The sequence below is a fragment of the Pseudomonas alkylphenolica genome (genome assembly GCF_000746525.1).
GTDB classification, from domain to species: Bacteria; Pseudomonadota; Gammaproteobacteria; order Pseudomonadales; family Pseudomonadaceae; genus Aquipseudomonas; species Aquipseudomonas alkylphenolica.
In genome coordinates, this window is sequence record NZ_CP009048.1 from 3,965,702 (window position 1) to 3,988,919 (window position 23,218).

General features: G+C 62.4%; 20 protein-coding genes. 9 read left to right on the forward strand and 11 right to left on the reverse strand.

Translation table 11 applies throughout. From position 1 onward, the window contains the following. Positions 1 to 2: 2 nt before the first annotated feature. The 4 genes from PSAKL28_RS18185 to PSAKL28_RS18200 all read right to left on the reverse strand — a co-directional run bounded on the left by PSAKL28_RS18185 (position 3) and on the right by PSAKL28_RS18200 (position 2,985). Complete coding sequence (locus tag PSAKL28_RS18185; protein WP_038613130.1) at positions 3 to 356, reverse strand: DUF4398 domain-containing protein; 354 nt, start codon at positions 354 to 356, stop codon at positions 3 to 5. Between the two features lie 9 nt (positions 357 to 365). Continuing rightward, on the reverse strand, positions 366 to 1,190 hold the full coding sequence (locus PSAKL28_RS18190) for a substrate-binding periplasmic protein (RefSeq protein ID WP_051939474.1): 825 nt from the start codon (positions 1,188 to 1,190) through the stop codon (positions 366 to 368). Positions 1,191 to 1,305: 115 nt separating this feature from the next. After that, positions 1,306 to 2,235: an electron transfer flavoprotein subunit alpha/FixB family protein gene (locus PSAKL28_RS18195; protein WP_038613131.1), complete on the reverse strand. Its 930-nt coding sequence runs from the start codon at positions 2,233 to 2,235 to the stop codon at positions 1,306 to 1,308. Further along, positions 2,236 to 2,985, reverse strand: a complete 750-nt coding sequence (locus PSAKL28_RS18200; protein WP_009396278.1) for an electron transfer flavoprotein subunit beta/FixA family protein — start codon at positions 2,983 to 2,985, stop codon at positions 2,236 to 2,238. A 545-nt stretch (positions 2,986 to 3,530) separates the two neighbouring features. On the opposite strand from PSAKL28_RS18200, the gene PSAKL28_RS18205 reads away from it, so the two are divergent. Then, entirely contained in the window at positions 3,531 to 5,195 is a 1,665-nt protein-coding gene (locus PSAKL28_RS18205; RefSeq protein WP_038613134.1) for an electron transfer flavoprotein-ubiquinone oxidoreductase, read from the forward strand. A gap of 68 nt (positions 5,196 to 5,263) precedes the next feature. Here PSAKL28_RS18205 and PSAKL28_RS18210 read toward each other — a convergent pair whose 3' ends face one another. From PSAKL28_RS18210 to PSAKL28_RS18220, 3 genes are all read right to left on the reverse strand, one after another. Then, on the reverse strand, positions 5,264 to 6,574 hold the full coding sequence (locus tag PSAKL28_RS18210) for an MFS transporter (RefSeq protein ID WP_038613136.1): 1,311 nt from the start codon (positions 6,572 to 6,574) through the stop codon (positions 5,264 to 5,266). A 107-nt stretch (positions 6,575 to 6,681) separates the two neighbouring features. Beyond that, a complete protein-coding gene (locus tag PSAKL28_RS18215) occupies positions 6,682 to 7,167 on the reverse strand; it encodes a hypothetical protein (RefSeq protein ID WP_038613138.1) in 486 nt (161 codons plus the stop codon). A gap of 187 nt (positions 7,168 to 7,354) precedes the next feature. Further along, positions 7,355 to 7,831, reverse strand: a complete 477-nt coding sequence (locus PSAKL28_RS18220; RefSeq protein WP_038613140.1) for a sigma-70 family RNA polymerase sigma factor — start codon at positions 7,829 to 7,831, stop codon at positions 7,355 to 7,357. A 269-nt stretch (positions 7,832 to 8,100) separates the two neighbouring features. On the opposite strand from PSAKL28_RS18220, the gene PSAKL28_RS18225 reads away from it, so the two are divergent. The 3 genes from PSAKL28_RS18225 to PSAKL28_RS18235 are packed head-to-tail and all read left to right on the forward strand — an operon-like array spanning position 8,101 to position 12,657. Continuing rightward, the gene (locus PSAKL28_RS18225; RefSeq protein ID WP_038613142.1) at positions 8,101 to 9,279 is read left to right on the forward strand and encodes an efflux RND transporter periplasmic adaptor subunit; all 1,179 of its coding nucleotides are present in this window, start codon (positions 8,101 to 8,103) and stop codon (positions 9,277 to 9,279) included. Then, the gene (locus tag PSAKL28_RS18230; RefSeq protein WP_038613144.1) at positions 9,280 to 11,247 is read left to right on the forward strand and encodes a MacB family efflux pump subunit; all 1,968 of its coding nucleotides are present in this window, start codon (positions 9,280 to 9,282) and stop codon (positions 11,245 to 11,247) included. A gap of 3 nt (positions 11,248 to 11,250) precedes the next feature. Next, complete coding sequence (locus PSAKL28_RS18235; protein ID WP_038613146.1) at positions 11,251 to 12,657, forward strand: efflux transporter outer membrane subunit; 1,407 nt, start codon at positions 11,251 to 11,253, stop codon at positions 12,655 to 12,657. 80 nt (positions 12,658 to 12,737) lie between these two features. On the opposite strand, the gene pvdP is transcribed toward PSAKL28_RS18235, so the two are convergent. After that, positions 12,738 to 14,360: a pyoverdine maturation tyrosinase PvdP gene (gene pvdP, locus PSAKL28_RS18240; RefSeq protein ID WP_038613148.1), complete on the reverse strand. Its 1,623-nt coding sequence runs from the start codon at positions 14,358 to 14,360 to the stop codon at positions 12,738 to 12,740. 145 nt (positions 14,361 to 14,505) lie between these two features. Between pvdP and PSAKL28_RS18245 the strand changes: the two genes are divergently transcribed. Then, entirely contained in the window at positions 14,506 to 15,471 is a 966-nt protein-coding gene (locus PSAKL28_RS18245) for a siderophore-interacting protein (protein ID WP_038613149.1), read from the forward strand. 95 nt (positions 15,472 to 15,566) lie between these two features. Here the strand turns inward: PSAKL28_RS18245 and PSAKL28_RS18250 are convergent, their stop codons facing one another. From PSAKL28_RS18250 to PSAKL28_RS18260, 3 genes are all read right to left on the reverse strand, one after another. Continuing rightward, complete coding sequence (locus tag PSAKL28_RS18250; RefSeq protein WP_038613150.1) at positions 15,567 to 16,979, reverse strand: aspartate aminotransferase family protein; 1,413 nt, start codon at positions 16,977 to 16,979, stop codon at positions 15,567 to 15,569. A 190-nt stretch (positions 16,980 to 17,169) separates the two neighbouring features. Continuing rightward, positions 17,170 to 18,492, reverse strand: a complete 1,323-nt coding sequence (locus PSAKL28_RS18255) for an ATP-binding protein (protein ID WP_038613151.1) — start codon at positions 18,490 to 18,492, stop codon at positions 17,170 to 17,172. Beyond that, complete coding sequence (locus PSAKL28_RS18260) at positions 18,489 to 19,172, reverse strand: response regulator (RefSeq protein ID WP_038613152.1); 684 nt, start codon at positions 19,170 to 19,172, stop codon at positions 18,489 to 18,491. The genes PSAKL28_RS18255 and PSAKL28_RS18260 overlap by 4 nt, the downstream gene beginning before the upstream one ends. A gap of 172 nt (positions 19,173 to 19,344) precedes the next feature. Between PSAKL28_RS18260 and dsbD the strand changes: the two genes are divergently transcribed. From dsbD to PSAKL28_RS18280, 4 genes are all read left to right on the forward strand, one after another. Beyond that, entirely contained in the window at positions 19,345 to 21,057 is a 1,713-nt protein-coding gene (dsbD, locus tag PSAKL28_RS18265; protein ID WP_038613153.1) for a protein-disulfide reductase DsbD, read from the forward strand. Then, positions 21,057 to 21,914, forward strand: coding sequence for a TlpA disulfide reductase family protein (locus tag PSAKL28_RS18270; RefSeq protein WP_038613154.1), 858 nt, complete (start codon positions 21,057 to 21,059; stop codon positions 21,912 to 21,914). The genes dsbD and PSAKL28_RS18270 overlap by 1 nt, the downstream gene beginning before the upstream one ends. Beyond that, positions 21,899 to 22,663 carry a thiol:disulfide interchange protein DsbG gene (gene dsbG, locus PSAKL28_RS18275; RefSeq protein ID WP_038613155.1) on the forward strand — a complete coding sequence of 255 codons (765 nt, stop codon included), beginning with the start codon at positions 21,899 to 21,901 and terminating at the stop codon, positions 22,661 to 22,663. The genes PSAKL28_RS18270 and dsbG overlap by 16 nt, the downstream gene beginning before the upstream one ends. Positions 22,664 to 22,738: 75 nt before the next feature. Then, complete coding sequence (locus PSAKL28_RS18280) at positions 22,739 to 23,218, forward strand: YkgB family protein (protein WP_038613157.1); 480 nt, start codon at positions 22,739 to 22,741, stop codon at positions 23,216 to 23,218.

A 23,218-nucleotide genomic window follows, 5' to 3' on the forward strand; every position in this document is an offset into this window, starting at 1 on the left:
ACTCACGGCTGTTCTCCCAACTGTTTACGCAGGCGATTGACCCGCGATTGCAGCAGGTCGAGCTGCTCTTTGCTTTTGCTGGTCAACACGCGCGCCTCGGCCAGGCGCGCGTCGAGCTCGGCCTGTTCAGCGCGCATGCGTGCATCACGATAAGCCTCATGGCTCATGTTGACCTGGGCCCGGGCCATTTTGTCTTCGGCCAGCTTCAGCTCTGCCACCTCATCGGTCGCACCGACGGCCTTGGCCTGCGCCAGCGCCTGTTCGGACAGGCGCAGCTGTTCATTGGGGGCCGGGTCATTGGCGCATCCAGCCAGGGCCAGCAGCGCCAGGGCGGCGAATAGTGAATGAGTTCTCACACAATCTTCCTACTGTTTAGGGGCATCCAGCGGTACCTGCATCTGCGCCTTCCAGCGCTCGACATTACGTTGCAGTACCGCCTGGGACACGCCGGAGGCCGGCAATTCTGTCAGCTTTTTTGCCAGTTGTCCGCGCAACCAGGCGTCATTGCATGCCGAATTATGCGAAAGCGCCAAATACAGTCCAGGGCGATCCAGAGGCAAGCCGCGGGCGATCAACGCATTGCTCATGCCCAGGGTCTGAGCCATGGCCATACCGGCATAACGTCCAGCCAGCACATAGTCGACCTGGCCCAGCAACAGCTTCTGGAACGCCTGGGTCAGATTCTGCGCTGGCGTCAGCCGCAACTGGCTCTTGGCGTAGGCTGAAAATTCGGGGGTAAGGCGCGCTTTTTCCGAAACACTGCCCTGATGCTCGCGCAGATCGGACAAGGTGTCGTAGACCAATGATGAATCGTGGCGGGTCCAGACCACGTACTCATTGCTTAGCAACGACGGGTGTACATAGTCCACCGCAGTGAGCTCAGCCACGGCGAAGGGCGAATCAATCAGCAGATCCACACGACCGCTACGCACCTCTTCCAGCGCCTGGTTGCGCGTTCCGCTATCGAGCACTTCAACCTTCAGCCCCAACTCGCCGGCGACCTGCTTGAACAGGTCGACGTTGGCGCCGATCAGGTGTTTGGGGTCTTGCGGATCGCGCCAGGAATAAGGCGGAGCGTCAGGGCTGCCGGTAGCCACCAGCCGCTCACATTTGCCTACGGCCCACGCCGGCAACGGCATCAGCAGCGTAGCGAACACCAGCGCCGTGTTGATCCGGCCATGCCATCCCATGCAACCCCTCCCTACCCTGTGTACCCAGAATGAAAAAGCCCGATCGGCCGGGCTGTGCAAGGCAGGCCTGCACAGCCCGAACGGATCGGGCTCTTTTATAAGTGAAGCGGCTGGATTAAACCAGCTTCTCCAGCTCAGGGATGGCTTCGAACAGGTCAGCGACCAGTCCGTAATCGGCCACCTGGAAGATCGGTGCTTCTTCGTCCTTGTTGATCGCAACGATCACTTTGGAGTCTTTCATGCCGGCCAGGTGCTGGATCGCGCCGGAGATACCGACGGCAATGTACAGCTGTGGCGCAACGATCTTGCCGGTCTGGCCGACCTGCATGTCGTTCGGTACGAAACCTGCGTCGACTGCGGCGCGCGAAGCACCCACTGCGGCGCCCAGCTTGTCAGCCAGGGCGTACAGGTGTTTGAAGTTGTCACCGTTCTGCATGCCACGCCCGCCCGAGACGACGATCTTGGCAGCGGTCAGTTCTGGACGATCGGACTTGGCCAGTTCTTCGCCAACGAACGCCGATTTGCCAGCGTCGTGAGCAGCAGCAACAGCTTCAACTGCAGCCGAACCACCTTCAGCTGCAACGGCGTCAAAGCCGGTGGAGCGTACGGTGATGACTTTGACGGCAGCATTCGATTGCACGGTGGCAATGGCGTTACCGGCATAGATCGGACGCTTGAAGGTGTCAGCCGATTCCACCGAGATGATCTCGGAGATCTGGTCAACGTCCAGCAGCGCAGCAACGCGTGGCAGGATGTTCTTGCCGTTGGAGGTAGCAGGTGCCAGCACGTGGCTGTAGCCCTTGCCCAGCTCGGCTACCAGCGGCGCGACGTTTTCCGGCAGTTGGTGCGCGTAAGCGGCGTTATCGGCAACCAGCACCTTGGCAACGCCAGCGATCTTGGCTGCAGCTTCAGCAACGCCACCGACATTCTGGCCAGCGACCAGCACGTGGATGTCGCCACCGATCTTGGCGGCAGCAGCAACAGTGTTCAGGGTGGCCGGGGCAACGGCACCGTTTTCGTGTTCAGCGATAACCAGGATAGTCATTTAGATTACCTTCGCCTCGTTCTTCAGTTTCTCGACCAGTTCAGCAACCGACTTGACCTTGATACCCGCGCTGCGTGCAGCTGGCGCTTCGACTTTCAGGGTCTTGTTGGTGGAGGCGGTGGAAACGCCCAGCGCGTCTGGAGTAACGGTTTCCAGCGGCTTTTTCTTGGCCTTCATGATGTTCGGCAGCGACGCGTAACGCGGCTCGTTCAGGCGCAGGTCGGTGGTGACGATCGCTGGCAGGTTCAGCGCAACGGTCTGCAGGCCGCCGTCGATTTCACGGGTAACGTTGACCTTGTCGCCAGCCACTTCAACCTTGGAGGCGAAAGTGCCTTGAGCGAAGCCAGTCAGCGCCGCCAGCATCTGGCCGGTCTGGTTGTTGTCGCTGTCGATCGCTTGCTTGCCAAGGATCACCAGCTGAGGCTGTTCTTTGTCGACCACCGCCTTGAGCAGTTTGGCCACGGCCAGCGAGGTCAGCTCTTCTGCGGACTCGACCAGCACGGCACGGTCGGCACCCAGTGCCAGCGCGGTACGCAGTTGCTCCTGGGCAGTGGCCGGGCCGACGGTAACGACGACGATCTCGCTCGCAACGCCTTTTTCTTTCAGGCGTACGGCTTCTTCTACGGCGATTTCGCAGAAGGGGTTCATGGACATCTTGACGTTAGCAAGGTCGACGCCGGAGTTGTCCGCCTTGACGCGAACCTTGACGTTATAGTCGACCACTCGTTTGACAGCTACAAGAACCTTCATGGATTCCTCGTTACTCTCCGGTGAAAAGAATGTCGCCTGGGGCAAACCCGGCGATTGCGCGTGGGTACAAGGGCACCTCTAAAAACGATTGCAGCCGATAGAATTTAACCCTGACCCAGCAGTCCCAATTCGACCTTGCAACAGCAAAACCCGTGAGTCATTTTCTGTCGTGGTGTGTAAACTCCACTACAAAGCGGCCCGCGGCCCAGCTGCCCTGCTTTTCGCCTGGTTTTTAGGGGTGCACCTGCATCCGGCGGTCAGCCTACGGCGAGCGCAAAACCGCTCGTATCTTGACCGTAACGCCCAATCCGGTCAATACGGCAAACCGGTCAGATTCACGCCGTGCGTCTTTGATTTTACTGGCCTGCGGCAAATTCAAACAAACGTTTGTATTGGACCCCGTGAGTGGTGTAGATATAATGCGCGGCCAAGAGAAAGCGGTGTAGTCCGTCATCACTCGAGCTACAGCTTACACGTACCGAAAAATGACCGCCTGACACCCGCCAACAAAGAAAAACCGATGAGCCTTGAGTAGGAGAGAACCTGTGGAACGCGAATACATGGAATTCGACGTGGTCATTGTCGGCGCTGGCCCGGCTGGCCTGTCCGCCGCCTGCCGACTGAAGCAGAAGGCCGCCGAAGCCGGTAACGAAATCAGCGTCTGCGTGGTCGAGAAAGGCTCGGAAGTCGGTGCCCACATCCTCTCCGGCGCGGTCTTCGAACCGCGTGCCCTGAACGAACTGTTCCCGGACTGGAAAGAGCTCGGCGCCCCGCTCAACACCGAAGTCAAACGCGACGACATCTACGTGCTCAAGGATGCTGGCAGCTCGATCAAGGTCCCTGACCTGTTCGTGCCCAAGACCATGCACAACGAAGGCAACTACATCATCTCCCTGGGCAACCTGTGCCGCTGGCTGGCCCAGCAGGCCGAGAACCTGGGCGTGGAGATCTACCCTGGCTTCGCCGCCCAGGAAGCCCTGTTCGACGAGAACGGCGTAGTCCGCGGGATCATCACCGGCGACCTGGGTGTCGACCGTGAAGGCAACCCGAAAGAAGGCTTGTACACCCCGGGCATGGAGCTGCGCGGCAAGTACACCCTGTTTGCCGAAGGCTGCCGCGGCCACATCGGCAAGCAACTGATCAAACGCTTCAACCTGGACAACGAATCCGACGTCCAGCACTACGGCATCGGCCTGAAGGAAATCTGGGAAATCGATCCGGCCAAGCACGAGCAAGGTCTGGTTGTGCACACCGCTGGCTGGCCGCTGGATGTCATGGCCAAGGAAAACACCGGCGGCTCGTTCCTCTATCACCTGGAAAACAACCAGGTAGTAGTGGGCTTGATCGTCGATCTGTCCTACTCCAACGCCTATCTGTCGCCATTCGACGAGTTCCAGCGCCTCAAGCACCACCCGGTGATCAGCCAGTACCTCGAGGGCGGCAAGCGCATCAGTTACGGCGCCCGCGCCATCAGCAAGGGCGGCCTGAACTCACTGCCGAAGATGGTCTTCAACGGTGGCGCGCTGATCGGTTGTGATCTGGGCACCCTGAACTTCGCCAAGATCAAGGGCAGCCACACCGCGATGAAGTCCGGGATGCTCGCCGCCGACGCGGTGGCCGACGCCCTGCTGGCCGGCAGCGAAGGCGGCGACCAACTCAACAGCTACGTCGCAGCATTCAAGGCCAGCTGGCTGTATGAAGAACTGTTCGCCAGCCGTAACTTCGGCCCGGCCATGCACAAGTTCGGCCCGATCTTCGGTGCAGCGTTCAACTACGTCGACCAGAACTGGTTCGGCGGCAAGCTGCCGTTCACCCTGCGCGACACCAAGCCGGACTACGCTTACCTGAAGCTGGCCGCCGACTCGAAAAAAATCGACTATCCAAAACCGGATGGCAAGCTGAGCTTCGACAAGCTCAGCTCGGTGTTCCTCTCCAGCACCAATCATGAAGAAGAGCAGCCGTGCCACCTGAAACTGGCCGATGCGAACATCCCGATCGGCACCAACCTGCCGCTGTACGACGAACCGGCCCAGCGCTACTGCCCGGCCGGCGTGTACGAAGTGGTCACCCAGGAAGACGGCAGCAAGCGCTTCCAGATCAACGCCCAGAACTGCGTGCACTGCAAGACCTGTGACATCAAGGACCCTTCGCAGAACATTACCTGGGTAACGCCGGAAGGCGCCGGTGGTCCGACTTACCCGAACATGTAAGTCAGGCTGCCAACAAAAAGCCCCCTCGCCTTGCGGCCAGGGGGCTTTTTATTGCACATCGTTTGGTTTTAGCAGCGTACGGCCTGATCCTCAAACCCAAGCGTTTCCCGCGCCCCGTAATACACCGCCGTCAACAGCCCGACCACACCCATGACCAGACTGAAAACTACGCATACCCACGGGCTCCATGGCATCAACGCAATCAGCATCAGCGGTGTAGTACTGGCCCACAGCGCATAGGCGATGTTGTAGGTAAAGGAAATCCCCGACACCCGGATCGGTGCCGGGAACAGCCCGACCATCACCGACGGCACCACACCGACCACGCCACAGGCCAATCCTGCCAGGGCATAGGCCAGCCCGGGCCACTGCCAACCACTCACCAGGCTCGCATACAGGGCACCGATGCCCAGCGGCAGCAGCAGACTGTAGAACATCAGCGCGCGCCAGGCGCCGATCCGGTCGACCAGCAGCCCGGCCAGCACGCAACCAATGTTGAGAAAGACGATGCCCATGCTGCTCAACGCGAAGGTGTGTCCGGCACTCATGCCAAAGCGCTGCTGCATCACCGTCGGGGTGATGACCACCAACACCACCACCGCCGAGGTCAGCACACAGGTCAGCAGCACAGCAGGAAGCAGCGCCCGCCGGTGCTCACTCAACACCGTGCGCAGCGGGAATGCTACCGGCTGCTCGCGGCGCTCGCGCAAGGCCAGGAACACTGGTGTCTCGCTCAACCAGCGGCGCAGCCATACACCAATTACACCGAACACCCCACCCAACAGGAACGGGAAGCGCCAGGCGTAGTCGAGAATCTCTTGTGGCGTAAACAGTTGCGCCAGCAGCGTGGCCGTCAAGGCGCCAAGCAGGTAGCCGAAAGTCAGGCCTGCCTGGAGAAAGCCCAGGGCGTAGCCGCGCCGTCCGGCCGGTGCGTGCTCGGCAACGAACACCCAGGCGCTGGGCACTTCGCCGCCTACCGCCGCCCCCTGGAAAATCCGCAGTGCCAGCAGAATCAGCGGGGCGAAATAGCCGATTTCGGCATAGGTCGGCATTACCCCGATCAACAGGCAAGGCAAGGCCATCATCAGGATACTCAGGCTGAAGACCTTCTTGCGTCCCAGGTGGTCGGCAAAGTGCGCCATCAGGATCCCGCCCAGGGGTCTGGCCAGGTAGCCGGTGACAAAGATCCCGAAACTCTGCAACAGACGCAGCCACTCGGGCATCTGCGGCGGGAAGAACAACTGGCTTAGGGTCAGGGCGAAGAACACGAAGATGATGAAGTCGTAGATTTCCAGCGCGCCACCCAATGCCGCCAGGCTCAGGGTTTTGTGATCGCTGCGCGTCAGGCGTAGCGCTGGCGCAGGCGTGATGGCTGTCATAAGGGCATCCGTCAATCGATGGGCATCGACGCGCTCTGCGGCGCGCCTGGGCGAACGCCAGAGAATAGCAAAACACACCACAAGGGTGCGCCAACTGTTGCCACGGTTCAGGATTGACGGGAAAAAATCGACGGCGCAAAACTCATCCGTCGCGGTGAATACCCCGCAGGAGACGGCCGGTCGAACACCCCCGGCAGCTGCCCTATGACTTTCGGCGAATCGATGATCGCCATGAAGGTATGCATGGTCTCGTCGTCGGGGACCTTGGGCAGACTGACATTCACCGCTTCGCGCTGGGCGCTGGGAATGGCCGGCACTTTCAGGTGCTGGGACTGGTACAGCAGGGCGTGCTGGATCTGGGCGCTGCCCCGGCAAAAGCGTTCCAGGTCGACCCCGACATGACTGGCCAGGTCAATGTTGCCCACCAGCAGGTTGAATGGTTGCAGTGCGCTCAATACCAGGCGCTGCAGGTCTTCAAACGATTCGACCGGAGCAATGCGATAGTAGCCCATGCCATTGAGGATTTTCTCCAGCTGCAGCAATTGCATCGGATGCTCGTCGGCGATCAGGATCCGCAGTGATTTGTTTGGCATCGTCTATGACCAAGGCTGGAGAGCGTTAGTGGCATTCCTTGACCATAACTGCGCCAACAACTCAACTACAGGCTGGAGGCGAGCACTTCGCCAGATATAGGGTCTTTCTTGATAGTTGTTGGGAAATCCGCAGAAAGCAAGCGCGCTCACAACGAAATTTTCACACTCCCCCACTAACGCGCGCCTATCAGGACTCCCAAAGCCGCATGCGCACACGACAGTGTTTCATCGCATTGACGATGTGTTTTTCCACCAGGCTGCGGGAAATACCCAGACGTTCGGCGATTTCCTGATGTGACAGACCTTCGAGCTTGCGCAACAGAAAACTGTCGCGACAGGGCTTGCTCAATTCACCGAGGGCTCGCTGCATCAGCTCCAGGCGCTGTCGCAGCTCCATCTCCTGGGACGGTGCCGGGGAAAAGAAGCGTTCGTCACTGTCGAGCACTTCCAGTGGCTCGGCCCGGCGCAACAGACCCCGGCGATGGCCATCGATCACCAGGTTCAGGGCCGTACGATAGAGGAAAGCCCGCGGATGCTCGACGTCGCTGTCGGCCGTGCGCTCCAGCACGCGGGTGTAGGCATCATGGGCGACGTCTTCAGCCGCCTGACGGTTACCCAGGCGGGCGCAGAGGAAACTCACCAGTTCACGATAGTAGTTTTCCAACACAGCACCTGGCCGCGGCGTCGCGGGGTTTTCCCGGCTCTGGGTGAGCGGAGTTGAATGATGGCAGATTGGAATAATACAAATTATAATTATTCTCAGCAAGATCAAGCGCGCGGCTCTGCTGCCGGCCCCCGCCAGATCACCTGCTGAACCTCGATAGCCACGGTAAATTCCGCCGCCAGTCTCTCGTTTACCTGGGAGCCGCCCGTGTCTGTCGTGTTTGTCTGCCAGCGTGACCCACGGCTCAACCCCTTTGGCTGGAACCCTGCATGAGACGTCCTTCGAACAAACGCCGCCTGCTGCTCTGTGGCCTCGGCCTGCTCAGCCTGAGTGCCCTGCTCGCCTGGAAAACCCTACCCGGTCGTGGCGACCCGCTCAGCACCGTCAGTGTGACGCGCAACGATATCGAAAGCAGCGTAACTGCTCTGGGCACCTTGCAACCGCGGCGCTACGTGGACGTTGGCGCCCAGGCTTCAGGACAGATCCGCAAACTGCATGTGGAGGTCGGCGACCAGGTCAAGACGGGGCAACTGCTGGTCGAGATCGACCCCTCGACCCAGCAGGCCAGACTCGATGCCGGGCGTTTCTCAATCGACAACCTCAAAGCTCAGCTGGCTGAACAGCAAGCCCAGTACCAACTCGCCGAACAACAATACAAACGCCAGCGCAACCTGGCCGCCGGCGGCGCCACCCGCGAGGAAGATGTGCAAAGCGCCCAGGCTCAGTTAAAAGTGACCCAGGCCCGCATCGACATGTACCGCGCGCAGATCCGCCAGGCCCAGGCCAGCCTGCGCAGCGATGAGGCGGAACTTGGCTACACGCGCATCTATGCGCCGATGTCCGGAACCGTAGTCGCCGTGGATGCGCGCGAGGGTCAGACCCTCAACGCCCAACAACAGACACCCTTGATCCTGCGCATCGCCAAACTGTCACCGATGACCGTCTGGGCGCAGGTATCGGAAGCCGACATCGGTCATGTCAAACCGGGCATGTCGGCCTACTTCACTACCCTGGCGGGCGGCAAGCGCCGCTGGACCAGCACCGTACGCCAGATCCTGCCGGTCCCCCCCAAGCCCTTGGACCAGTCCAGCCAGGGGGGTGGCAGCCCGTCCAGCGCCAGCGGCACAGGCGCGGCAAGCAAAGTGGTGCTGTATACCGTGCTGCTGGACGTGGACAACCCCGATAACGCCTTGATGGCGGAAATGACCACCCAGGTGTTTTTCGTTGCCGGCCGCGCCAGCAAGGTGCTGAGCGTACCGGTGGCCGCACTGGATGAAGATGCCAGCGACGAAAACCTGCGCATTGCCCAGGTGCTTGATGCCAGCGGCAAGATCGAGCAACGCCGGGTACGCACCGGGCTGAGCGACCGCCTGCGGGTGCAAGTGCTTGAAGGTTTGAACGAAGGCGAGCAGCTGTTGATCGGCGCACCTGCTGCCAGCGGAGGTTGAATGAGTACGCCGCTGATCGAACTGCGCGAGATCCGCAAATCCTACGGCGGGGTCGATACCCCGAAGGTCGAAGTGGTGCGAGGTATCAGCCTGGCGATCCACCCGGGCGAGTTCGTCGCCATTGTCGGCGCGTCCGGCTCCGGCAAGTCGACCCTGATGAATATTCTCGGTTGCCTGGATCGTCCGACTTCCGGTAACTACCTGTTCGCCGGCAAGGACGTCGCCGAGCTGGACAGCGACGAACTGGCCTGGGTGCGCCGTGAAGCCTTCGGTTTCGTGTTCCAGGGCTACCATTTGATCGCCTCAGGCTCGGCCCAGGAGAACGTCGAGATGCCGGCCATTTATGCCGGTACCCCGGCTGCCGAACGCCATGCCCGCGCCAGCGCGCTGCTCGATCGCCTGGGGCTCGCCAGCCGCACCGGCAATCGCCCACACCAGCTCTCCGGTGGCCAGCAGCAGCGGGTGTCGATTGCCCGTGCGTTGATGAACGGCGGCCATATCATCCTTGCCGACGAACCCACCGGTGCTCTCGACAGCCAGAGCGGCGCCGAAGTCATGGCCTTGCTCGATGAACTGGCCAGCCAGGGCCATGTGGTGATCCTGATCACTCACGATCGCGAAGTCGCTGCCCGGGCCAAGCGCGTCATCGAGATTCGCGACGGCCTGATTGTCAGCGACTCGGCCAACGCACAGTCCAGCGTACCCGTAGGCGCCCCCGGCCTGCAGGCTGAAGACCTGCGCCAGCGCCTGGACCAGGGCGCCACCCACAGCGGCGCCTGGAAAGGCGAGATGCTCGAAGCCCTGCAAGCGGCCTGGCGGATCATGTGGATCAACCGTTTTCGCACCGCCCTGACCTTGCTCGGTATCGTTATCGGCGTGGCGTCGGTGGTGGTCATGCTGGCCGTCGGCGAAGGCAGCAAGCGCCAGGTCATGGCGCAAATGGCCGCATTCGGCTCGAACATCCTTTACCTCGGCGGGAGCGCGCCAACCCTGCGCGACCCCGCGGGCGTCATCACCCTGGACGACGTTGCTGCCGTGGGCAGTCTGCCCCAGGTGAAAATGATCATGCCGGTGATCGGCGACAAATTGATGGTGCGCTACGGCAACAACAACCAGCAATTCTATGTCGGCGGCAATAACACCTACTTCTGCGAAATCTTCAACTGGCCGGTGGTCCAGGGCAGCTTCTTCACCGAAGCCGATGAACAGGCCGCTGCCGCCGTCGCGGTAATCGGCCAGAAGGTCAAGGAAAAGCTGCTCGGCGCCCAGGTTGATCCGATCGGCCAGTACATCCTGGTAGAAAACGTCCCCTTCCAGGTAGTCGGCATCCTTGCCGGCAAAGGCGCCAGCTCTGGCGATCAGGACAGTGACGAGCGCATCGTGGTGCCCTATTCGGCAGCGGCGATCCGTCTGTTCGGTAGCCGCGACCCGGAGTACGTGACCATCGCCGCAGCCGACTCGCGGCGGGTGGCCGAAACCGAAGCTGCGATCGACAGATTGATGCTCAAGCTGCACCACGGCAAACGCGATTTCGAGTTGAGCAACGACGCCGCCCTGATCCAGGCCGAAGCGCGCACACAGAACACCCTGTCACTGATGCTGGGCTCCATCGCCGCAATTTCGCTGTTGGTCGGCGGCATCGGCGTGATGAACATCATGCTCATGACCGTACGCGAGCGCACCCGCGAAATTGGTATCCGCATGGCCACTGGCGCCCGTCAACGCGACATCCTGCGCCAGTTCCTCAGCGAGGCGGTATTGCTGTCGATGGTCGGCGGCCTTACCGGCATTGTCCTGGCCTTGCTGATTGGCGGCGTGCTGCTGCTTGGCAACATCGCCGTGGCCTTTTCCCTGGCGGCCGTGCTCGGCGCCTTTGCCTGCGCAGTGGTCACCGGGGTGGTGTTCGGCTTCATGCCGGCGCGCAAAGCCGCCCGTCTCGACCCGGTCAAAGCCCTTACCAGCGAATAATCAATGAACCTGCCCAGCCGTCTCAGTGTGTTGTCCATCAGCCTGTTCATCGCCGCTTGCAGCAACACGCTCACGCCACCACAAAGTGGCCTGCAAGCTCCGGATGCCTGGCAAAGCCATACCGCCACACTCGATCAGCCTCTGCCGCAACAGGACTGGTGGCAGCAGTTCTCCAGCGCACAGCTCAATCAATTGATCGAACAGGCACGGCAAAACAGCTTCGACCTCGCCGCTGCCGCCGCCAGGGTCCGCCAGGCCCAGGCCTCGGCGGTGATCGCCGGTGCCCCGCTGCTGCCGGAGGTCAAGTTCGGTCTGGATGGCAGCCGCCAGCGCCTGCTGCACGGCAATGGTTTCAACCAGCTCGACGCCAGCAGCCGCGAACGTACCAGTACCTCGTTCAATATCCGCCTGAGCGCCAGCTACGAAATCGACTTCTGGGGCGGCAAGGCCGCCGCCCGTGACAGCGCCCTGTTTGATCTGGACGCCAGCCGCTACGACCGGCAAACGGTCGAACTGACCCTACTCAGCGGCGTTGCCAACAGCTACCTGCAAAGCCTGGCGCTGGCCGAGCAGGTGCGTATTGCCCAGCTCAACCTGGGCAACGCCGAGGACGTGCTACGCCTGGTGCAAACCCGCTACGAGGCGGGTTCGGCCACGGCCCTGGAGTTGGCCCAGCAACGCAGCCTGGTCGCTGGCCAGGCGCGCCAGGTGCCGTTGTTCGAACAGCAACTGCAGGAGGCCCGTATCACCCTGGCGACTCTGCTGGGCGAACCGGTACAGAGGCTGGCGCCGATCCAGGAGTCCCTCGGCGGGGTGCACTGGCCGGAGATTGGCAGTGGCATACCCAGCGAGCTGCTCAGCCGCCGCCCCGATATTGCCGCCGCCGAAGCACGCCTGGCCGCCGCCCAGGCCAATGTCCAGGTAGCGCGTGCAGCGATGCTGCCAAGCCTTACCCTGGGCGCTGACCTGGGGTCAGGCGCCGACACCTTCGCCCAGATCCTGCGCAGCCCCTACTACACCTTGAGTGCCGGCCTGGCCGCGCCGATCTTCAACAATGGGCGTCTGCGGGCCGAGCGGGACAAGGCCCGGGCCCAGCAGGAAGAGCTGTTGCAGAACTATCGCAGCAGCATCGTGGCCGGCTTTGCCGATGTCGAGAAAGCCCTCAATGCTATCAGCGGTGTGGACAATCAGCGCCAGTGGCAGGATCAGGAAGTCGAGCAGGCGCGTACGGCCTTTACCCTGTCGGAAAGCCGCTATCGGGCCGGTGCCGAAACCTTGCTGACCGTGCTGGAGACCCAGCGCACCTTGTACCAGGCTCAGGACCAGCAGGCGCAGCTGCGTCTGGCGCGACTGCAAGGCAGTGTGGCGTTGTACAAGGCGTTGGGTGGGGGTTGGCAGGTGCCACAGTAAACGCGTTATCGCGGGGCAAGCCCGCTCCCACCGGCCCGAAACTGAACCTGTGGGAGCGGGCTTGCCCCGCGATCAAATGCTCAGGAAATGATGCCCCGCAACGACAGATGCCGCGCATACCATGGCCGTTGCGGCACTCGACGGGTCAGGTCACCGATCTTTTCGTCTTCGCCATAGGTGATACGCAGCGCCAGTTTCATGGTTTCCACATCCATCTCCACCGACTTGCCAGGCAAGGTCCCGGGCACGGTGCTGCAGCCATGGGTCACCGGCCCCAGCCAGGGATCGTCGACCTCGACCCAGCGCCCCGGGGCAAACCATTTCACGCCATTGACCTCAAGCCTGCGCACCTGCCCCGGGTTGTGCCGCTCATGGGCGCGATACCAGTCTTCGATACGGTCGTCGATCCAACCATGAAAGCCCCAGAATACCGGGTTCACATGCGAAGAGAACGGATCGCCAAGGAAGTCGTTTTGCGCGCCGAACCAGCGCGAAGCAAAATCAGCCGGATCGCGGGCAAAAGGTACCGGCGCACCGTTGACCGGATCCCGAGGTATCGAGGCCCAGCACATGTGCAACCAGTCATGCAGGTTCATCTCCAGCTCTGAGCCGAACGTACCCAGCGTCAGTTTCGACAGGTAGAGCGGATCCTGGTACTGCGACTCCCAGACCTGGAAGTTACTGCAGAACGTTTCACCGGTCTTGATCGCTGACACCCACTGGCCATAGGCATCATCGCCCGGCGCCTGCCAGGTCGGCGGTACGCAGTAGCCATCATGGTTGTCGAAGTAGCGGGCGAAGCCCTGACGGTCCTGCTCGACGTTGGGTTTTGGCAAGGGGAAATGGCTCCAGGACGGCAGGTCCTGCAGGGTGCGGGCAGTCGCGAGCATGTCCCGGTGCATGAACAGAAAATCGATCCCCGATCCATTGCGATGTTTGCGTGGGCCACGGGCATCGCGCTCCTGGTCCCGAGGCCCGGGTTGCCAGCCCAGCCCACGCAAGGCGCCACGCTTTTCTTCGGACAGGGTGTGCCACTTGTCCCGGGTCGCATGCCAGAGCTGGTGAAACAGACGGTGCTCGGCGCTGATCACCCAGGCCTGCATTTGCGGGGTATAGGGCAAGCGCTCACGGGCCTCGGGGAACAGACGCTTGACCGCGACAAAGTGGCTGTCCAGCAATGGCAAAGCCATGGAGCGGTCCAGCGGCTGCAGGCGGCCACTCAAGGTGCCGCTGCCAGCATTGGCAAAACTGCCCCAGACTTCATCCAGACTGGCAATGCACTCATAGTCGGTGCCGCCCTGATTGCTTAGCAGGCGCCAGCGCACTTGCGCGCTGGAGGCGCCCACCAGATCGCCCACAACCCGATAAGCCACCGGCCCTGCCCCCTCAAGACGGCTCTTTTCATCGACGAAGCCGCGCAATCCACGGCCCTTGCTTGCAACGTCCAGGTACAGCTGCAGCCCTTGCTCAGGCAAGCCGGCAAGCCCGCCCTGGCTGCCGTAAACGCGCAGATCCCAGACCCCGCGCAGTTGATCCGCCAACTGCTGACCGGCGACATCGGCCAATTCGACACTGGCCTCACCTGGCGTGACGATATCGTCCTCAGGGTCATGGGTCAGTTCCTTGTGCGCGTAATAGGCCGCAGGCACCGCTGCACCCGCCACTGCCAGGCCCGCTATGAATCCTCGTCGCGATATCGTCATTGTCCTACCCGTGTCCGCCATAAAGCAGGCTTTATCCAAGCTAGGACGTATCCTGGAGCGGAAAATTTAACGGCTGGAGCGGCGGCTAATTCAGCTGTGCGGGGATTCGTTTCTCAGGTGAATTCTCTGCAAAAGGGTATCGCCCATGTCCTCCTCCACCTCCTTGGCCAGCGCTTTGGGCAACGGCCTGCGCAAGCTGGTTGGCAAACCGGCCAGGCCCAGTGGCTACCGCATGTTCGACGTCCAGCTCAAGGCAATCATTCGCCTGAGCCCATCGCTCACCCGCTTTGTTTTCAGCGGTGACGACGTCGCGCAAATGCACACCCTGGCCGCCGACCAGCGCATCAAGATTTTCTTTCCCGGCGCCAACGGCCAGCCACCGCAATTGCCCAAGCAAGGCTCCTGGCAAGAAGCCCGGCGTGGCCTGGATGCCCAGAGCAGCCCGCCGATGCGTACCTACACCATCCGCGCCCTGCGGCGTGAGGCGCTGGAGGTGGATGTCGACTTTGTCCTGCATGGCGTCAACGGCCCCGCCTCGGCTTGGGCGACCCAGGCCTGCATCGGTGACCGCCTGCAGATGGTCGCGCCCAATCTGGCCTTCGCTGGCGACCCCGGTGGTTACGAATGGCGACCGCCCAAGGACCTGCGCACCTTGCTGCTGGTCGGAGACGAAACCGCCCTGCCCGCCATTGCCGGCATTCTCGAACAAATGGTCCTGGACTATCCCAACGTACAGACGCAGGCATTCATTGAAGTGCCCGGCGAACAGGATTGTCTTGATTTGACCAGCAGCGCGGCGACTGAGCTGCACTGGCTACCGCGCGACGTGCTCAACGGTGAGCATGGCGATGCGATGATTCATGCCGTGCGCGAACTGGCACGACTGCCTCGTAGACAGCTCGGCAAAACCGATGCGCTTGAGGATGTCGACATCGACCAGCAGATTCTCTGGGAGCGTGGACTACCCGGCGATGGTGAGTTCCATGCCTGGATTGCCGGTGAGTCTGCTGCAGTGATGGGTATCCGCCGCTTCCTGGTCCAGGAACGGGGGCTGGACCGCAAGACATTGACCTTGATGGGCTACTGGCGCGCTGGGCGTTCGTTCGATTGAAGCGCTGATCGCGGGGCAAGCCCGCTCCCACAGGGGTTGTGTGATCTCTGTGGGAGCGGCGGTGCGACGATTCGACTTGCCCCGCGATCGCGCCTTCAGCAGCTGGCCACAGCCGCAGCCAGCGCCCGCCCGAACCGCGCAGCCACTTCATCGATCTGCTCGGCAGTGATCACCAGAGGCGGCAGGAAGCGCACAACAGCGCCCTGACGCCCTCCCAACTCAAGAATCAGACCACGCTTGAGGCACTCACGCTGAACCAGCGGTGCCAACTGCGGGCACGCACCCGGGTGGCCCAGGGCATCCTTGGCACCTGCCGGATCAACCAGCTCGACGCCGAGCATCAGGCCACGGCCACGAATATCGCCCAGTTGCGCAAAGTCCTTCTGCAGATGGCGCAGATGCCCGCTCAGGCGCTCGCCCATTGCCTGGACATGGGCACACAGATCGTGATCCTTGATGTACTTCATCACCGCCGAACCTGCTGCCATGGCCATCTGGTTGCCGCGGAACGTCCCGGCATGCGCTCCCGGCTGCCAGGTATCCAGCCACTGGCGATAAACCACCACTGCCAGGGGCAGGCTGCCACCAATGGCTTTGGACATCACCACCACATCGGGAACGATGCCCGCATGTTCGAAGGCAAACATCTTGCCGGTACGCGCAAACCCACTCTGGATCTCATCGACGATCAAGGCCACACCGGCCTTCTCGGTAATCCGCCGCACGCCGCGCAGCCATTCCAGATCCGCCGGAATCACCCCGCCTTCGCCTTGCACCGCCTCGACGATGACCGCGGCCGGCAATTGCACACCGCCTTCCGGGTCGGTCAGCAGGTTCTCCAGATAATGCAGGTTGACCTTGACCCCTGCCTCGCCGCCCAGACCGAACGGGCAACGGTAGTCGTAGGGATACGGCAGAAACTGCACGCCATTGCTCAGCAGCCCGGCCAACGGTTTTTTTGGTGCCAGGCTGCCCATCAGGCTCAAAGCTCCCTGGGACATACCGTGGTAGCCCCCCTGGAACGACAACACGGTGGTGCGTCCGGTCGCGGTGCGCACCAGCTTCAGGGCCGCCTCCACTGCATCGGTACCGGTCGGCCCGCAGAACTGGATCTTCGCTTCGTCACGCAACGCCTGCGGCAACAGGCCGAACAGGTCCTGGACGAACTGGTCCTTGACTGGTGTAGTGAGGTCGAGGGTGTGCAAGGGCAGTTCGTCGGCCAGCACCTGCTGGATCGCCTCGATCACCACCGGGTGGTTATGGCCCAGCGCCAGAGTCCCGGCCCCGGCCAGGCAGTCAATGAACTGACGCCCTTCAACATCTTCGACATACAGGCCACGGGCCTTTTTCAGCGCCAGGGGAATGCGTCGCGGGTAACTGCGGGCATTGGACTCTTGCTGCTTTTGCCGGGCCAGCAAGGGCGACTCTTCGAAGCGATAAAGCGTTTCGGCAGCGGCCACGTCCGAAGACTCCGGCAGCGGCTGGGCAAGGCTGATAGCGACTGACATCTGGGGAAACCCTCGCAAGCAAGCGGATGTGCCCGTCACGCGCCTGTCACCAGATGTGTGTCGGGTTGATATCGCTTGAAAAACGCTTCAGCGCCTTGCGGATTTAGCCGATGCGATTTTTTAATCGCGGGGCAAGCCCGCTCCCACAGGCAACCTTTAGCCGGTGGGAGCGGGCTTGCCCCGCGATCAACTACTGCGCACGTAAAGGGATATGCAAGAACACCCGCAGACCATCGTTGCGGCTGTCGAAGCGCAAGGAACCGGCACAGCGCTGGACGATGGCCTGGACAATCGCCAACCCCAGCCCGCAACCGCCGCTCTGGCCATTGCGCCAGAATCGCTCGGTAAGGTGTTCAAGGTCCTGCTCGACGATACCCGGGCCGTGGTCACGCACCAGGAAGGCCACCTGGCCCTTATCCATCTGCACCGCCAGTTCCACCGGCGCCGGGCCACGGGTGTGGCGCAAGGCGTTGTCCAGCAGGTTGCGCAAAGCGGTCACGGCCAGTGGCGAAGGCATACCAAGGTAGGCCTGGGCGGCCTCCGGCGCCAATTGCAGGTCAATGCGCTGCGAATCACCGAGCCCGGTGTCCTGGATCGCCTGGCGAGCCACTTGTTCGGCGCTGCACTGCACCCCGTCCTCAAACGACAGGCTGCCTTCAACCCGCGCCAGCAGCAGCAACTGTTCCAGGGTCCGGTGCAAGCGGTCAGCACCCTGCTCGGCGTGCTCCAGGGCCTGCTCACGAACCGCGCCATCGGTCATTCGGGCCACCTGCAGGTGAGTCTTGATGGCGGTCAGCGGCGTGCGCAACTCATGGGCGGCGTCATCGGTCAGGCGCCGTTCGCGTTCGATCGTCTGGGCAATGCGCAAGAACAGCTGGTTCTGGGTATCCAGCAGCGGTTGCAATTCGCTGGGCAAGGCGCGTACTTGCAACGGTTCAAGGGCATCAGGGCTACGCCGACGCAGGGCATCACGCATGCGGTTGAGCGGTGCCAGGCCCTTGCCGATACCGATCCAGAGCAACCCAAGGGTGCCAAGCAAGGCGACAAACACCGGCGCCGAAGCCGCCAACAAAATCGAGCGATTCAGCGCCTCACGCTCCTGGTGACGGTCAGCAGTGGTGATACGGACATCACCGCGGTAATAGGTAAACGTGCGCCAGCGCGCGCCCTCGATAGTCTGGTCGCGAAAACCACTGCGATCGTCGTCGAGGGTGTGTCCCTGACTATGGTTGCGGGCAATGATCTCACCACGTAATGAGCTGACCTGACAGGCCATGCCATCCGGCACGCTGAGCTGGTCGGCACTCAGCTTTGTGCCCTCGCCCTTGGCCGTCAGTGGCTGCGGCAACTGATCGATCAGGCCGGCAACCATACGCGCCGAAGCCACCAGACGCTGATCGAGGGAAAACATCATCTGATAGCGCAGGTCGCGCAGCATCCAGGCCGCCGCCAGGGCCCAGATGAGCACGAAGGCGGTGCCGAGGATCAGTGTCAGGCGTACACGCAGGCTCATGGCTGCTCGACCTCCGGCAACTGCGCCGGCCCCAGGCGATAACCCAGGCCGCGTACGGTTTCGACGATGCCATTGCCCAATTTGCGGCGCAGGTGATGAATGTGCACGTTCAAGGCGTTGCTCTCGACCTCGTCACCAAAGCCGTAGACGCTGTCCTTGAGCTGCTCGCTGGACAGCACCCGGCCACGGTTGTGCAACAGCGCCTGCAACAGCGCCTGCTCGCGTCGTGACAGGTCGACCGGCGTACCTCCCAAGCAGGTTTCGCGACTGCTGGGGTCGTAGCTGAGCGGGCCGTGCTCGATGATATTGACCGCGCGCCCGGCCGAGCGGCGCAACAGGGTATGCAGACGCGCAGCCAGCTCGCGCAGGTCGAAGGGTTTTAGCAGGTAATCGTCGGCACCGGCCTGCAGGCCGTCGACCCGGTCAGTGACTGCGTCGCGGGCAGTGAGCACCAGCACCGGCAGGCTCTCGCCCTGCTGACGCAGACGCTGCAGCAGTTTGAGACCGTCTTCGTCGGGCAAGCCCAGGTCCAGCACCATGACATCGAAGGCTGCAGCCTGGAGCATGGCCTGGGCCGCAGCCGCCGTGGCGACCCTGTCCACGGTCATGCCCTGGGCAGTCAACCCCGCGGCGATACCGCTGGCAATCAGGTCGTCATCCTCGCAGAGCAGTACGTGCATGGTCGGTCTCGATGCTAAAAGTGGCAGTGAAGCGCAGGCGGATTAACTCAGGATTATGCCGCGCCAGCAGCGGATCGTCGCGGTCCGGGCGACAATCGACGCTTATGGGTTAACACTCGGTTAATCGCGCTCGGCCAGGATCGGGCACTTATCGCACTACCAAGGCTTTGAGATGCGCACGTTACTAATTGCCCTGATGCTCCTGTTCAGCAGCCTGACCCAGGCCAACCCCTTTGCCCAAAGCGACTTTCTGCCGGTGGACAAGGCGTTCGTGTTCAGCAGCGAGCGCCTGGATTCCGGGCAGATGCGCCTGCACTGGAAAATCACCGATGGTTACTATCTTTACCAGAAGCGCCTGAAGTTCGACGGCCTGCCCGTCGAGCAGCAGCCCGCCTTGCCAGAGGCCTTGCCCCATCAGGACGAGTTCTTCGGCGAGACCCTGGTATATCGCGGCGAACTTGAACTGATCCTGCCCGCCTCCGCCACAGGCCAGTTGCGCATGGGCTGGCAAGGCTGTGCCGATGCCGGCTTGTGCTATCCACCGCAGACCAATCTGGTCAGCCTGAGCAGCGCCGCTGTCGATGAGCAAGAACAAGCCAGCGATCAGGCCCTGGCCGGTGGCCTGCAACAGTCGGGCCTGGCCTGGAGCCTGCTGGCCTTTTTGGGCCTGGGCCTGTTGCTGGCCTTTACCCCCTGCTCGTTGCCGATGCTGCCGATTCTTGCCGGGCTGGTCCTCGGTAATGGCGTGAGTACCCGCCGTGGCTGGGCACTGGCCAGCGTCTACGTATTGAGTATGGCGCTGGTGTACGCCGCCCTCGGGGTGATTGCCGCGTTGCTAGGGGGAAGCCTTCAGGCCTGGTTGCAACAACCCTGGTTGCTCGGCAGCCTGGCCGGCCTGTTTGTGTTGCTGGCCTTGCCGATGTTCGGTGCTTTCGAGCTGCAGTTGCCGGCCTGGTTGCGTGATCGCCTGGAACGCGCCGGCCACGGTACCCGCGGCGGCAACCTGTATGGCGCAGCCTTGCTCGGTGCACTCTCGGGGCTGTTGATGGGCCCGTGCATGACCGCGCCCCTGGCCGGCGCCCTGCTGTACATCGCCCAGAGCGGCAATGCCGTGCACGGCGGGTTGGTGCTGTTCACTCTCGGCATCGGCATGGGCTTGCCGCTGTTGCTGCTGGTGACCCTGGGCAATCGCTACCTGCCGCGCCCCGGCCCGTGGATGAACCTGGTCAAGGGTCTGTTCGGCTTCGTGTTCCTGGCCATGGCCCTGTATACCCTGCGCACCGTGCTGGAGCCTTCGCTGTGGCTGGGCCTGGCCGGCGCCTGGCTGATCGCCCTGGCCTGGGCGGCATGGCCTGCGTTGCATGGCTTGCGGCCAATCCGCGCGTTGCCGCTGCTGCTGGGCTTCTGGGGCAGCCTGCTGGTGATCGGTGCCGCCGCCGGTGGCGACGACCCCTGGCAACCGCTGCAGCCCTTCCGCGCCGGTAGCGGCGAGGTTGTTGCCAGCGCTGTCCACAGCGATGCCTTCATCACCGTCAGCCAGCCGGCTGACCTGCAACGCGAGCTGGACACCGCCAAGGCCCAGGGGCAGTGGGTGATGCTCGACTACTACGCTGACTGGTGCGTGTCGTGCAAGGTCATGGAGAAACAGGTATTCGCCCGCGCCGATGTGCTGGCCGCGCTGAACGGCGTACGCTTGCTACGCCTGGATGTCACCGCCGATGCGCCCTCCAGCCGCGAATTGCTGCAGCGTTACCAGGTGCCCGGCCCGCCCAGCCTGATCTGGATCGGCCCGGAGGGCAACGAGCGCCGCAGCCGACGCATCACCGGTGAAATCGATGCGAAGAACTTCCTCGAACAGTGGGCCCAGATCCGGAGTCAAGGCTGATGCTGACGGTAAACCTCGGGCCGCTGACCATGGCCGTCGATCATCTGTTGCTACTCTGCGCGCTGGCTTTGGCCACCCTGGTCGGCTGGCGCGTGGCCAAACGCGGTGACGACAACCCTGAATCGGTGCTGTTCGGCCTGTTCCTGCTGGGCCTGCTGGGGGCACGCCTGGGGTTCGTGCTCAGCTATTGGCCGATGTACCGCGATGATCCACTGCAGATTGTCGACCTGCGCGACGGCGGTTTTCTGCTCTGGCCGGGTTTGCTGGTGGTGGCCATCGGTGCGTTGTGGCAAGGCTGGCGCCGCTCGAGCTTGCGCCGTCCGCTGGGCTGGGGCCTGTTCAGCGGTGTACTGTTCTGGCTACTCGGCAGCCTGGCCAGCCATCTCTATGAACAAGGCACGCAATTACCGGAGATGAGCCTGCACAAGGCCGACGGTCAGGCCGTGCAACTGACTTCCTACCGAGGCCGGCCACTGGTCATCAACCTCTGGGCCACCTGGTGCCCGCCGTGTCGCCGGGAAATGCCGGTGTTGCAACAGGCACAACACGAACACCCGGACATCACCTTCCTGTTCGTCAACCAGGGCGAAACCCCGCAGACGGTCAGCACCTTTCTCGCCACCACCGGGCTGAACCTGTCCCACGTGCTGTTTGACGGCGGTGGCCAGCTGGCCCAGCAGGTCGGCTCCATGGCCCTGCCCACGACCCTGTTCTACGACGCCGATGGCCGCCTGGTCGGCAGCCATCTGGGCGAGCTGTCGCGGGCAAGCCTGAGCCACGCCCTGGAATCCTTTGAGCGCACTCCTGCGCCCGTCGCCACCCACCCTTCAAGGAATGACACATGCACCCTTTGCTGAAACTGCCACTGACTCTGACCTTCGGCCTGCTGGCCAGCCAGGTTGCCATGGCCGAAACCCTGCCCAAGGCCGTGCAGCAAATGGAAGCCAAGGGCGTGAAGATCAAAGGCAGCTTCGATGCCCCCAACGGCCTGCGCGGTTACGCGGCCGAGTACCAGAACCGGGGTATGGCCCTGTACCTGACACCCGATGGCAAACATGTGCTGGTCGGCAGCCTGTTCGATGAACAAGGCCAGGACCTCAGCGAAGCGCCGCTGGAGAAGCTGGTCTATGCGCCGATGTCCAAAGAGGTCTGGGCGAAGATGGAAAAGACCGCCTGGATCGCCGACGGCAAGGCCGATGCGCCACGCATTGTCTATCTGTTCAGCGACCCCAACTGCCCGTACTGCAACATGTTCTGGCAGCAGGCACGGCCCTGGGTCGAGTCGGGCAAGGTGCAGTTGCGCCATATCATGGTCGGCATCATCCGTGAAGACAGCCCAGGCAAATCGGCGGCGCTGCTGGCCAGCAATGATCCGGTCAAGGCCCTGCTGAAACACGAGAGCGCTGGCAAGGCCAGCACGCTCAAAGCACTGGAGAAGATCCCCGCTGCCGTGCAAAGCAAGCTCGACGGCAACCAGGCATTGATGGAGGAACTGGGATTGGCGGCGACCCCGGCGATCTTCTACCTGGATGAACAGCAGCAACTGCAAACGCAGCAAGGCGCGCCACGCCCGGAAATGCTCGGGAAGATTCTGGGTAAACGTTAAGCCACTGACAGCAGGTTGTAACACCAGCACGAGCAAGGCGTCTGGAGAGTACCCCTAACCGAAAAGGAACTCTCCATGACCCGCCCCGCCTACCTCGACGCCTTTGTGCGCTCCTCCCTCGACATCACGTTGCTGCGCCTGAGCCTGATCGTGATTTTCATCGGTTTCGGCTACACCAAATGGTTCGCCTATGAAGCCCAGGCGCTCATTCCGCTGATCGACAACAGTCCGTTGCTGTCCTGGATGCATCCCGCCTTCGGGATCCAGGGCGCCAGCTATGCCCTGGGCGTAGCCGAGTGGGCAATCGGCGCCGCGTTGCTGATCGGTTTCTGGCAACCGCGCTGGGCGGTGGCCGGGGCGCTCGGCTCGGCGGTTACCTACCTGACCACCCTGACCCTGATCCTGAGCACTCCCGGTGGCTGGGAGAGCAGTGCCGGTGGCTTTCCGGCCATGGGTAGCTCGACGTCCTTTCTGATCAAGGACGCCGTGCTGCTGGCCGCCTCGGTCGTGTTGCTCAAACACGACCTGCAACGTACCTGCCCCACCACCGCCTAG

Bases quoted from the DNA above. Each gene is read 5' to 3' on its own strand.
- PSAKL28_RS18235 (WP_038613146.1), top strand. From the start codon at position 11,251: ATGAACCTGCCCAGCCGTCTCAGTGTGTTGTCCATCAGCCTGTTCATC.
- PSAKL28_RS18230 (WP_038613144.1), top strand. From the start codon at position 9,280: ATGAGTACGCCGCTGATCGAACTGCGCGAGATCCGCAAATCCTACGGC.
- PSAKL28_RS18280 (WP_038613157.1), top strand. From the start codon at position 22,739: ATGACCCGCCCCGCCTACCTCGACGCCTTTGTGCGCTCCTCCCTCGAC.
- PSAKL28_RS18200 (WP_009396278.1), bottom strand. From the start codon at position 2,985: ATGAAGGTTCTTGTAGCTGTCAAACGAGTGGTCGACTATAACGTCAAG.
- PSAKL28_RS18270 (WP_038613154.1), top strand. From the start codon at position 21,057: ATGCTGACGGTAAACCTCGGGCCGCTGACCATGGCCGTCGATCATCTG.
- PSAKL28_RS18225 (WP_038613142.1), top strand. From the start codon at position 8,101: ATGAGACGTCCTTCGAACAAACGCCGCCTGCTGCTCTGTGGCCTCGGC.
- dsbD (WP_038613153.1), top strand. From the start codon at position 19,345: ATGCGCACGTTACTAATTGCCCTGATGCTCCTGTTCAGCAGCCTGACC.
- PSAKL28_RS18255 (WP_038613151.1), bottom strand. From the start codon at position 18,492: ATGAGCCTGCGTGTACGCCTGACACTGATCCTCGGCACCGCCTTCGTG.
- pvdP (WP_038613148.1), bottom strand. From the start codon at position 14,360: ATGACGATATCGCGACGAGGATTCATAGCGGGCCTGGCAGTGGCGGGT.
- PSAKL28_RS18215 (WP_038613138.1), bottom strand. From the start codon at position 7,167: ATGCCAAACAAATCACTGCGGATCCTGATCGCCGACGAGCATCCGATG.
- PSAKL28_RS18250 (WP_038613150.1), bottom strand. From the start codon at position 16,979: ATGTCAGTCGCTATCAGCCTTGCCCAGCCGCTGCCGGAGTCTTCGGAC.
- PSAKL28_RS18190 (WP_051939474.1), bottom strand. From the start codon at position 1,190: ATGGGATGGCATGGCCGGATCAACACGGCGCTGGTGTTCGCTACGCTG.
- dsbG (WP_038613155.1), top strand. From the start codon at position 21,899: ATGCACCCTTTGCTGAAACTGCCACTGACTCTGACCTTCGGCCTGCTG.
- PSAKL28_RS18260 (WP_038613152.1), bottom strand. From the start codon at position 19,172: ATGCACGTACTGCTCTGCGAGGATGACGACCTGATTGCCAGCGGTATC.
- PSAKL28_RS18245 (WP_038613149.1), top strand. From the start codon at position 14,506: ATGTCCTCCTCCACCTCCTTGGCCAGCGCTTTGGGCAACGGCCTGCGC.
- PSAKL28_RS18210 (WP_038613136.1), bottom strand. From the start codon at position 6,574: ATGACAGCCATCACGCCTGCGCCAGCGCTACGCCTGACGCGCAGCGAT.
- PSAKL28_RS18195 (WP_038613131.1), bottom strand. From the start codon at position 2,235: ATGACTATCCTGGTTATCGCTGAACACGAAAACGGTGCCGTTGCCCCG.